The organism is Clostridium sp. JNZ X4-2, assembly GCF_054889485.1.
This window is the reverse complement of sequence record NZ_CM142685.1, coordinates 691890-703693: the sequence shown is the minus strand read 5'-3', so window position 1 is coordinate 703693 and position 11804 is coordinate 691890. Positions and strand designations below refer to the sequence as shown.

Annotated in this window: 13 protein-coding genes; 2 read left to right on the top strand and 11 right to left on the bottom strand. The window is 34.5% G+C overall.

Going from position 1 to position 11804, the window contains the following annotated elements; genetic code table 11:
* Positions 1–164 precede the first annotated feature (164 nt).
* The 11 genes from modD to ACYUJ6_RS03250 all read right to left on the bottom strand — a co-directional run bounded on the left by modD (position 165) and on the right by ACYUJ6_RS03250 (position 9632).
* Entirely contained in the window at positions 165–1010 is an 846-nt protein-coding gene (gene modD / locus ACYUJ6_RS03300; protein WP_461844448.1) for a ModD protein, read from the bottom strand.
* A 239-nt stretch (positions 1011–1249) separates the two neighbouring features.
* Entirely contained in the window at positions 1250–1597 is a 348-nt protein-coding gene (locus ACYUJ6_RS03295; protein WP_461844447.1) for a NifB/NifX family molybdenum-iron cluster-binding protein, read from the bottom strand.
* A 76-nt stretch (positions 1598–1673) separates the two neighbouring features.
* The gene (locus ACYUJ6_RS03290) at positions 1674–2129 is read right to left on the bottom strand and encodes a DUF134 domain-containing protein (protein ID WP_461844446.1); all 456 of its coding nucleotides are present in this window, start codon (positions 2127–2129) and stop codon (positions 1674–1676) included.
* 386 nt (positions 2130–2515) lie between these two features.
* Positions 2516–3340, bottom strand: coding sequence for an Mrp/NBP35 family ATP-binding protein (locus ACYUJ6_RS03285; protein WP_461844445.1), 825 nt, complete (start codon positions 3338–3340; stop codon positions 2516–2518).
* Between the two features lie 381 nt (positions 3341–3721).
* On the bottom strand, positions 3722–5023 hold the full coding sequence (locus tag ACYUJ6_RS03280; RefSeq protein ID WP_461844444.1) for a pyrimidine-nucleoside phosphorylase: 1302 nt from the start codon (positions 5021–5023) through the stop codon (positions 3722–3724).
* Between the two features lie 12 nt (positions 5024–5035).
* Positions 5036–6217, bottom strand: coding sequence for a phosphopentomutase (gene deoB, locus ACYUJ6_RS03275; protein ID WP_461844443.1), 1182 nt, complete (start codon positions 6215–6217; stop codon positions 5036–5038).
* Positions 6218–6240: 23 nt separating this feature from the next.
* Positions 6241–6426, bottom strand: coding sequence for a hypothetical protein (locus tag ACYUJ6_RS03270; RefSeq protein ID WP_461844442.1), 186 nt, complete (start codon positions 6424–6426; stop codon positions 6241–6243).
* Positions 6386–7033, bottom strand: a complete 648-nt coding sequence (gene deoC, locus ACYUJ6_RS03265) for a deoxyribose-phosphate aldolase (RefSeq protein WP_461844441.1) — start codon at positions 7031–7033, stop codon at positions 6386–6388. Before deoC ends, ACYUJ6_RS03270 begins: the two co-directional genes overlap by 41 nt.
* A gap of 11 nt (positions 7034–7044) precedes the next feature.
* Positions 7045–7443: a cytidine deaminase gene (locus tag ACYUJ6_RS03260; RefSeq protein WP_461844440.1), complete on the bottom strand. Its 399-nt coding sequence runs from the start codon at positions 7441–7443 to the stop codon at positions 7045–7047.
* Positions 7444–7576: 133 nt separating this feature from the next.
* The gene (locus ACYUJ6_RS03255; RefSeq protein WP_461844439.1) at positions 7577–8329 is read right to left on the bottom strand and encodes a TIGR03915 family putative DNA repair protein; all 753 of its coding nucleotides are present in this window, start codon (positions 8327–8329) and stop codon (positions 7577–7579) included.
* 16 nt (positions 8330–8345) lie between these two features.
* Positions 8346–9632 (bottom strand): putative DNA modification/repair radical SAM protein, encoded by a 1287-nt coding sequence (locus ACYUJ6_RS03250; protein WP_461844438.1) that lies wholly within the window; start codon positions 9630–9632, stop codon positions 8346–8348.
* 282 nt (positions 9633–9914) lie between these two features.
* Here ACYUJ6_RS03250 and ACYUJ6_RS03245 point away from each other — a divergent pair, with 282 nt between their 5' ends.
* Together ACYUJ6_RS03245 and ACYUJ6_RS03240 are read left to right on the top strand one after the other, a co-directional pair.
* Positions 9915–10472 carry a sigma-70 family RNA polymerase sigma factor gene (locus tag ACYUJ6_RS03245; RefSeq protein ID WP_461844437.1) on the top strand — a complete coding sequence of 186 codons (558 nt, stop codon included), beginning with the start codon at positions 9915–9917 and terminating at the stop codon, positions 10470–10472.
* Between the two features lie 5 nt (positions 10473–10477).
* On the top strand, positions 10478–11788 hold the full coding sequence (locus ACYUJ6_RS03240) for a DUF4179 domain-containing protein (RefSeq protein ID WP_461844436.1): 1311 nt from the start codon (positions 10478–10480) through the stop codon (positions 11786–11788).
* The last annotated feature ends 16 nt before the right edge of the window (positions 11789–11804 follow it).

The following is an 11804-nucleotide window of genomic DNA, read 5'->3' as shown; positions in this document are numbered from 1 at the left end:
TGGTTCCTTAAAAAGGGATCTAAGTTTTGCAATCATTAAAATGACAACAGCAGCTAGCTATCATAGAAAAGGAAAATGCACAAATAGTAACTATGTATGGATTATTTATAAGCACTGCATCAACTCCACAGGCATCATTTTCAGTAATACATACTATCTCCTCATTAATAGAATGGTTCTATCTTACATCCTATATCTATGGGCTTTGCATAATAAACACAAGTAGTTACAATAGCATCAACCCCTGTTTTGGCATAATCCTCAATGTTTTTTTCATTAATTCCGCCAGCAGCTAATACAACTATGGACGGGTTGATATTTTTAAGTATATTTACATTTTCCATTAATTTATCACATGGAACCTTATCAAATTGAATACCATCAATACCGTTTTTACAAAGTTCAATTGCACAATCTAATGAATCCACTTCAGCTATTACCTTTTTTTCACAAGCTTTACATTTAATCTTTTTAAGTATTTTAGCTAATTCATGAATGCCTCCTAAAAAATTCAAATGTTGTTTAAAAATCAATATAGTTTCCGATAGTCCTAATCTGTGAGGGAATCCTCCTCCTGAAACAACTGCTTTTATAGCCAGTTCTTTTGTCCCTGGTATACTTTTTCTGGTAGTTATAATGGAAATATTTGAATTTACATTAGCTGCTTTATCAACTAATTTTTTTGTTTTTGTAGCAATTCCAGAACTGTAATCAATAATATTTTGGCATACTTTCCATGCCATATGTAAATCTTTTGCACTTCCTTTGCCTTCAAGGAAAATTTCATTTTTCTTTACTGAACTTCCAGAAGGCTTTATTTTTATCAAATCTATATTTAATTTATTGAATATTTTTTCAGCTTCTTCTGTACCACATAATACTGCATTTTCTCTTGAAAAAAATTGCATTTTGCCCTTTTGTCTGCCAATTCCTAAAATTAAAGTGGTTAAATCAATGTAAGGAACATCTTCTTTTATAAATTTGTCAATAAGCTCATCTGAAATATACATTTCCAATGCCTCCTGTTTATTTAAAAATATATAAATATGGTTGAAGTATATGTCAATATGAACTAATCTTGCCTATCTGACGGAAAATATAATTGCATATTCCATTCATCCTTTTCTTCCATATTCATTAATAAAATCAGCCTGTGCATATTATTAAAAAGCACAGCTGATTTTATTTTCTGTATTTCTTATATATTAATAAAATGTGCTAAATACATATCTTTTGAATATTTGTATATTTAGTGTTCACAGTGATGATTACAAATATCATTTTTATCTTCCAATTCTCCATCAAGATATTTTTGAACAACATCTCTGTATTTTCCTGATGCCCCTTTTATTACTTTTAGGCCACATTGCTGCAATCCCGCTAAGGCTCCTCCACCTATGCCGCCGGTTATAACCAAATCTACATTATGTTTCACCAGTAAATTTGCCAGTCCTTCATGTTGATGAGCTAATTGAGCTGTAGATACTTCTTCAACATTTCCAATTTTATTGTTCTCAACAGTTACAATTACAAAACTCTGACTCATACCAAAATGCTGGTTAACCATACTTCCGTTATTAGGCATTGCGATTTTCATAAACTTTCCCTCCATTTTTATCATATGCCATCTTCATTATGACATTTTTCTTATTATTTGAAATACTTATCAATAATTAAACGTTATTGTCTTCATTGGTACCTTTACACCATTTTTTACAAAAGCCTGCCTTTTTATTACATATAACTTTTTCAGAACCACAAACAGGACAAATATATCTATCCTGTTCATATTTTATCTCATATATATTACCACAATGGAAACATTTAAATTTACAATAATTTGTGGTATAATTTCCTCCGGCTATCCTTATGGCATTCCCTTCAGTTAAGGCAACGGCTATTTTTTTTCTTGCACTGTCTATAATATTTTGAAAAGTTTGTCTTGATACCAACATTTTTTTTGCACACTCTTCTTGATTCAATTCTTCAATATCTTTTAGTCTCATAGCCTCAAGTTCTTCTACCTTTAAAACTATTTCACTGATTTCACATTTAGGTTTTCCAGAAGGTACAAAATAAGTATCCTCTGGGAAAAACTCTACCTTCCTAAATTTTGTTGGCCTTGACATTTTAATTCCTCCCTGCATTTACTTCATAATCCTATAACATAATACTAAAACCATATATTTCTAAATCATTTTCTATTCAATTTTTCTATCTAATTCCAGATACTCAAAATTTAAATTCTGACTATACATATCAATTATACTATTACATTTATAACATTTAAAATAAATATACAGAGTTTTTGCCAAACATCTTCTTTTAAAACATCATAGGCCTATTCTATTATTTCATTACATGAATCTCCTTTTTTTCTTTAACTTCAAACATTCAAGTGCTCATACAGAGCTATTATTCTCATTTTACATCTTGGATAATTTCAGATAGTGCTGTTGCAATGGTAGTTTTTCCTGCTCCTCCGCTTGAACTTTGTCCTTTGCTTTCTGCAATTTTACAAGCTTTTTATTATATTTTCAACAATAGGATAAAAAATTTGTTCAAGATCTTCATCTACATTTTCATATGTAGAATCTGATAAATTACTTATACTATTTAAGACAGGAAGTTCTCCTAAAAACTTCAAATTCATTTCTTCCAAAAATCTTTCTGTACTTCCTCCATTAAAGAGTTTTATTTTTTTGCCACAATCCGGGCAAGTTATGTAACTCATATTTTCAATAACCCCTAAAACATCAATATTAATTGCCCTTGCCATATTTACAGCTTTTGAAACTATCATTGAAACTAGATCCTGAGGAACAGATACCATAACTATTCCATTTATAGGAATGGACTGCATAACTGTCAATGCAACGTCACTTGTTCCTGGAGGCATATCAATAACTAGATAATCAAGATCTTTCCAAAGTACATCTGTCCAAAATTGTTTAACTACACCTCCAAGCATAGGACCTCTCCAAATAACGGGATCGTTTTCATTTTCCATTAATAAATTTAAAGACATAACCTTTATACCTTCATCAGTTTCTACGGGATACATCAACTTTCCATCTGAATTGACTTTCTTATCTTTTAATCCAATAAGTTTTGGAACACTTGGTCCTGTTATGTCTGCATCCAAAACACCTGTACTATATCCAAGTTGTTTTAAGCGTTTTGCAATAAGAACAGAAATTGAGGATTTTCCCACCCCTCCTTTACCACTCATAACACCAATAATTTTTTTTACATTGTTTAAAGGATTGTTTTCAATCATACATTTTTGCTTATCCTTATCACATTCCCCATTTGACGGGCATGAATTACATTCTGACATAAAATCATCTCCTAAACTTATAATTGGCATTTGCCACTTATATAATATTCCTATTTATGATCATTGTCAAATGCCAATCATAATACTATATAGTATGTTTTTAAAATGCAATAGAATTTTTATTGGCAATAACATTTGTACCCATTACAGATGTCAACCATACAAATTCCCTTCTGATTATTTTTCTTACTTATTTCTTGTATCCTTTTTTTCAATATAATCATTTTAAATCAGAAAAATTTGTTTTTGAGTTTCCAGCAGTGTTTCCGCAGTGTTTAATTACCTTTTATTCATTCTTATCAGTGAGTTTCGCAATTACCTACTATTTATTACACCGGCATAAAAGCAACACTGTATAATTTTTTAATATGTTACAGTTACTCATTCTGTAATTATTTTATGAATTAATATTGGTTTCTTGACTTCACTATTGATAGAAATATTTCCGTAAATTTTAGTTTTTACATCCTCTACATCTTTACGATTTGAATATATTGTCACAAGAGCATCCCCTTCTTTTACCCTGTCCCCAATCTTTTTATGCATTACAAGGCCTGCAGCAAGATCAATTATATCTCCCTTTTCGGATCTTCCTGCACCTAGAAGCATGGCAGCCATACCAATTTCATCTGCCTCAATATCTGAAACCACACCGCTTTTTCCTGCAGGCACATCAATTTTATATTTTGCCTGTGGTAATCTCTCCGTATTATCCACAATTGATGAATCTCCCCCTTGATTTTTGAGAAATACTTTAAATTTATCCAGAGCCCTGCCGCTTTTTACTGCCTCTATAAGCTTTTTTCTTGCATCCTCCAGAGTACCTGCTTTTTCAGCCATCAGAACCATATGACTTCCAAGTGTCAAGACAAGCTCTGTCAGATCCTGGGGACCCTTCCCCTTTAACGTATCAATTGCTTCCTTTACCTCAAGTGCATTGCCTATGGCAAATCCCAGGGGCTGTGACATGTCCGAAATTATAGCAGCTGTATCCCTTCCTGTGCTTTTGCCTATCTTAACCATGGCACGAGCCAGTTTTTCCGCATCTTCCTCTGTCTTCATAAAGGCCCCTGCACCTGTTTTGACATCCAATACTATGGCATCGGCTCCTGCTGCAATCTTTTTGCTCATAATGGAGCTGGCAATCAGCGGCATTGAATTCACAGTTCCCGTTACATCACGAAGGGCATACAATTTCTTGTCTGCAGGAGTCAATTTACCTGTCTGGGCCATAATGGCAATTTTATCATGGTTCACTAGATTAATAAATTCATCTTTTGTAATTTCCACATGGAATCCGCTGACAGATTCCAATTTATCTATGGTTCCCCCAGTATGCCCCAAGCCCCGTCCGGACATTTTAGCCACAGGTATACCCAGTGATGCAACAAGAGGTGCCAGTACAAGTGTTGTGGTATCACCCACCCCTCCAGTGGAATGTTTATCCACCTTTATACCGTTGATTGGGGATAAATCTACAGTTTCTCCGGACTTCACCATTGCCATTGTAAGATCCGACATTTCACGATCATTCATATTTTGAAAATATATGGCCATTGCAAGAGCACTTGCCTGATAATCAGGGATGGTGCCCTCAGTGTAACCTTCCACAAAAAAGTTTATTTCTTCTGTGCTGAGTTCCACTCCGTCTCTTTTTTTTGAAATTATATCTACCATCCTCATCTTTATTACCCCTCATTTCAATCTGTTTAGAAAACTTTCCCCATGCTCCGGCATCTTCACCTTGAAATTATCTGCAACCGAAGCCCCTATATCGGAAAATGTTTTACGTATGCCCAAATCTTCTCCGGATTTAAATCTCTTTGAATAGGCAATTAGCGGGACAAATTCTCTTGTATGATCCGTTCCCCTGTAAGTCGGATCATTTCCGTGATCTGCTGTAATAATCAATAGATCATCTTCTCCCAGCTTCTCAAAAACTTCCGGTAATCTACTGTCGAATTGCTCCAGGGCATCACCATAGCCGATTGGATCCCTTCTATGCCCATAAGCAGAATCAAATTCAACCAGATTTGTAAAACTAATACCGTGAAATTCTTCATCCAGCAATAAACTGAATTTATCCATACCATCCATATTGGATTTTGTCCTTATTGCCTTTGTAACTCCCTGGCCGTCAAAAATATCCGAAATCTTCCCAATGGCAATACAATCCAGACCTGCCTTCTGCAGATAATTCATCACAGTTTCTCCAAAGGGTTTCAGAGCATAATCATGGCGGTTTGAAGTTCTTTTAAATTCTAATGATGTCTTACCCGTAAAAGGCCTTGCAATAATTCTTCCCAGTTTATAGGGCTCATCCCTTGTTATACTGCGGCAGTAACCACATATTCTATACAGCTCATCCAGAGGTATAACCTGTTCATGGGCGGCAATTTGAAGCACAGAATCTGCAGAAGTGTACACAATAAGTTCCCCTGTTTCAAGTTGTCTTTCTCCAAGTTCTTTTATAATTTCCGTTCCACTGGCAGGCTTATTTCCTATGATTTTTCTATGGGAAAAAGCTTGAATTTTTTCAATTAATTCTTGTGGAAAACCCTCCGGGAAAACACGAAATGGCTTATCAATATACAGGCCCATCATTTCCCAGTGTCCCGTCATAGTATCTTTTCCACGGGAAGCTTCCTGCATCTTTGCAAAATAAGCTTTTGGATGGACAGCTTTTTTTATTCCTTTGATTTTATAAATATTGGACAGCCCCAGTGCTGACATATTGGGCATATTGAGGCCATTTTTCTTCTCTGCAATATGTGCCAATGTATTAACTCCAGAATCACCAAATTCATTCGAATCCGGTGATTCCCCAATGCCCACGGAATCCATTACTACTATATGTATTCTTTTAAATGCTCTCATCTGAATACCTTCCTTCATAAGTATTATACAATTAACCTGATAATATCCGCTGAAATCATATTGCCAATACTATGATGATATTTTGCCCTTTCTTCCTCTATATGCTGTAATTTCCCCAAAACAGCTCTGGAAAAATACAGTTCCCATGTCACCTTTTCTGTGATCTCTTCAAATTCCAGACATAATGGAAGTTCCAGAACTTGTTCCAATACGATCCGCTCCGGCTTCAACCATTTTCAGGACTTCTTCTTCAGTATGAATACCACCGGCAGCCTTAACCCCCATGTCACTGCCCACTGTCTTGCGCATCAATTGGACATCTTCCTCCAGAGCTCCGGCCTTTGAAAAACCAGTAGAGGTCTTTACAAAATCCGCTCCGGCTCTTTGTGCTGCTTTACAGGCCCTTACTTTTTCCTCCTTAGTTAAAAGACAGGTTTCAATAATTACCTTTACCAGTGCTTTTCCCTTTACCGCTTCAACTACAGCTCTAATATCCTGTTCTACATAAGCATCATTCTTGTCTTTCAGTTCACCTATATTTATAACCATATCCACTTCTGAAGCTCCATTTTTAACTGCATCTGCTGCTTCAAATATCTTTGTCCCAGTTGTATTGGCTCCCAATGGAAATCCTATAACAGTACACACATTAACTCCGCTGTACTTCAATTTTTCACCTGCCAGCTTAACCCATGCGGGATTTATGCAGACAGATGCAAATTTATACTTTTTTGCTTCCTCTATTAACTGAAGTATCTGTTTCCTTGTTGTGTCCGGCTTTAAAGCAGTATGATCAATAATTTTAGCAATATCCATTACAAATCCCCCTATTTTTTCAAATCTTTTTTAGTAAAAGCTCCCGGCAAAATTTCATCTAAGGTTTTAACTATATATTCATTTTCATTTTTGGCCAGGATTATTTCTGTATCTTCTGATGCAAATTCTGATATCACCTGCCTGCAGATGCCGCAGGGATAAGTGTAGTCATTTTCCGCTCCCACTATGGCAATGGCTCTTATGCTACTGCCTCCTTCCGACACTGCTTTGAATATGGCAGTTCTTTCTGCACAATTGGTTGCACCATATGAAGCATTTTCTATATTACATCCCGGATATACTTTTCCATTTTCAGTTAGAACTGCTGCTCCCACCTTGAATCCGGAATAAGGGGCATAGGCATTTTTTCTTCCCTGAAAAGCTTTTGAAATAAGCATTCTATAATCCATCTCACCGCCTCCTAATTCATATGAATTCATTATACTATGAATTGTACATCTATAAAACAAATGAAGCCATTACATTTATACCAATATTAAAATCTCATACTATAATTACACATCTGTAGAACCCAATAATTATTCATTGAGAACTAAACTCCGTCATATACTTCCAGTAACGTTTGGGCATATTGGACATACGGCATTTAAGATTTCTCCTCTGCTTAATTTCCACAGTATTATAAAAAAGTGTCCATAATTTCCTATAATACTTCTCCTTTTCATCAGGCTGCGGCATTTGTAAATCATCAACAGGTATAATAGCAGGTTTATGAGTATTATACACAAGTGCCATATAATGAGTTTTATCGTAGATGAAAAAATATTCCCCGGGATATCTCTCACAAAAATGTTTCATAATAAGAGGGAGCACATAATTTTTAGGCTGGATTTGCGCTACAAGACTCTCTTTGAAAACAGAAAACCTAAGAAAACCCTTTATAAGGTGACTTTCTCTTTTTAAGTATTTTACAGCTTTAAAAAGCCTGCTTACTATATCATCCGCCAGCATCTCCATAACAGGTGATCCATAATAGTATCCCTTCCTCAGAAACAAAAATATATACATCTCTTTTTGGGGCATACAGGTCAAAAAAGCATATTTTATAAAATCCAGTGCTGAAACATCAATCTTTTTAGGTATGGATTCGATCACCCTGCTGGATTTCCGCAAATCCGTCTCAATTTCCCTTGTGGGAAAAAAGGTGGTTTGAAGCTGAAGAGGTGAAATAATGTCCCCGGGAATTTCCCCTTTGTAATAACTTTCAAAGACACAGCACATGAGCCCCTCAAAGCTTCCATCATATTTATAAATAATATCTGATTTTACGGACATTTATACCTCCTCTTTTCTATGCAAATACCAACTTATCAAGAAAGGACAACTGTTCATAGTCATACCTGGAATCAAAATTCCTATAATATCTGTCTGCAGCCACCTTGGACATGAGAGCTCTGAGTACGGCATCCCTGCTTATATTCAGGTTTTCAGCCGCCTTACCGCTGCAGACTACAAAATACTGGGCTCTCTTAAGCACAACACCCAGCTTTTTAAGGCTGTGAAAATTCAATGATAAATTACGGCGGGCAATTACAATTCTCTTTGCACTTCTCACACCAATACCAGGCACCCTCAATAAATCCCCATAAGACGCACAGTTCACATCTATGGGAAAGAATTCCCTGTGGTTCAATGCCCAATTACATTTTGGATCTATATAGGGATTAAATCTCTGGTGGTTCACATCCAGAATTTCTCCTGCCTTAAACCCATAATACCTCATAAGCCAGTCTGCCTGGTAAAGCCGATGTTCCCTTAAAAGTAAAGGCTCCCTATTTACCTGGGGCAGCAGGGAGTTTCGGGAAACCGGGACATAAGCAGAAAAGAAAACTCTTTTCAGCCTGTAATTTCTGTAAAGACCTTCAGTCAAATTCAAAATCTGAAAATCCGTGTCTCCCGTTGCCCCCACAATCATCTGGGTACTTTGACCTGCAGGCACAAATTTAGGTGTACTTCTGTATTTCACCAGATCCGTGGAATTTTCCTGTATACGGTGTTTGATATATGCCATGGGTTTTAAAATAGAATGTTTTGACTTATCCGGTGCCAGAAGCCTCAGACTGTTCTGTGAAGGCAGTTCGATGTTCACACTCATTCTGTCTGCCAGCATGCCGAGGTGATCAATAAGCATACTGTCTGCTCCAGGAATGGCCTTTGCATGAATATATCCTGAAAATTTATATTCCTGCCTTAAAATTTGCAGTACCTCAATCATCTGTTCACAGGTGTAATCTGGACTTTTCATCACACCAGAGCTTAAAAAAAGGCCTTCAATATAATTGCGCCTATAAAAATTCATGGTCAGTTCCGCCAGCTCACGGGGTGTAAAAGAAGCTCTCTGCACATCGTTTGAATGCCTGTTTACACAGTATTTACAATCATAATCACAGACATTTGTCATTAAAACCTTTAATAGGGAAATACATCTTCCGTCTGCTGAAAAACTATGGCATATGCCACAAGCTTCAGAGCTTCCAATGCCGCCAGGCCCAGCCTTTCTGTTCACCCCGCTTGAGGTACATGCCACATCATATTTTGCCGCATCAGTGAGAATTTTAAGTTTATCAAATACATCCATAAAACCATCCCCTTACTGTACTTTATATCATTATAGAACATACGTTCTAGTAAAGTAAAATGGCATATGTGCCAAAATTTGAGGTATTTTTAAGTTAAAAGCCGATTACTAAAAATAATTCCATAAAACACACCTATTCGCTGCTTAGTAAAAACTAATTCTTACAGTATCGGCCAAGCAAGGGAGACTGTACCCCTTAGCTGGAAATATATTTATTTTATGATAGAAATATATTTAATATTCGTATTTATTTAACGAAAGGCTTTTTAGGAGGTAGATAAAGTGAAGGTAGATGAAAATAATTTTATTGATGAATTAAAATGTAAAAATCAGGAGGCGTTAAATTATATTTATTCTAAATATTTAAATTTAGTTTATAAGATTGTACTTGATACTTTAAGCGGTACTGCTGCCAGAGAAGATGTGGAAGAATGTGTAAGTGACATTTTTATAGGAATCTGGAAAAATATATCCAAATATGATTCTAATATTACATCATTTAATAGATGGCTCATAGCAGTATCTAAATATAAGGCCATTGATTATTTAAGAAAATTTAGTAAATATGAACAAACCATAGAATTAGGAAAAGACATAAATACAAGAGAATGCAGCATAGAGGATAAGATAATTCGAGATGATGAAATGACTGCTTTTTATAAAATCATAATGAATATGAATGAAATGGATAGAGATATATTTATTAAACGTTATATCTTAAATGAAAATATAGTTGATATTGCCAAACATCTAGATATGCCTAGAAGTTCTATTGACAATAGATTATCCAGAGGTAGAAAAGCACTAAAAAATAAATGGCAAAAAATCGTAGGGAGGTAATTAAATTGAGTAAAACAAATAAATATGACAATGACATTATCTATAGCCTTTTAAACTATGCAGAAGTAGAAGATTATAATATCGGGAATTTTAAATTAGATAAAACCACTTCCAAACGAATTAGAAATAATATTAATAAAAAATTAAACATACGTAAAATAAAAAGCAAATATATTGCAGCAGCAATTTTATTAATAAGTTTAGTTTCTTTCAGTATAGCAAAGCCAACATTTGCATCCAATATACACAACTCAATAATCCAAACCATAGAAGTATTCAGGGGGGATTATGCCGATTATGAAAAGTATGCCAGCAACATTAACTTATCTTCTTATGACAGAGGTATTAAATTTGTAATCAATCAAATAGTAAGTGATAATAATGAAATATGGATTTCATATTCCATTATTAGTGATAAAAAATTTGAAGAAGTACTAAAAAATCAAAATACAACTTCTATCATGAGTTTTATGGAATTTGATATCAATGGTAAAAAAATTGGAAGCGATGGAGGACAAGGCAGGTTTATTAATGACAAAAGATATGATGGTGTTTTAGAAATAAATACAATGAGAGAAAATATTAAAAACATATTTTATTTAAGTATGGATGTTAAATCTATAGATAAATTAGAAGGCAACTGGAAGTTTAATCTTAAGGTTAACAAAAAGGATATTCAGAAAGAAACTAAAATTTATAATATAAACAAAAGCATAAGTCTTGGAAAGGACAAAATATTTATTAAAAAAATAAGTACCTCTCCCATATCCACATCTATACAAATCAATGGTTCCATTGAAAAATACCAATACTTCCTATTAGATGATAAGGGAAATGAAATAAAAGCCAGAGGAGCTTCCTCTAGCAGCACTGATGGAGAAATACATTTTAACAACTTAATAAACAGTAATACAAAATATTTAACATTTATACCCTTTCAACACAATGATAACTACAAGATGAATCCAATAACATATGATATATCCAAGCTGCCACTTGAATTATCCCAGGGAAGCTTAGGAAAACTGGTAGTTACTAATATGACATGGGACAAGGATACACTTAAAATTTCTTACACTGTCCATGGAAAAATTCCTGTAACTCAAGCTGGTGGACTATTACTATTTGATGAAAACGGAAAATTCATAGAACCTGAAAATAGATTTGGCACTCAGAAAAGCATCTCCAATCAACATGATTTCGAAATGTATTTCAAAGGACTTTCCGAGAATAAAAAATATAAAATAGGTACTGCCCCTTTAGATGATTTTTATAAAATAAATGATAAATTAAAATTTACTGTTGAATTAAAATAGAAGCAATGTCTTCTCT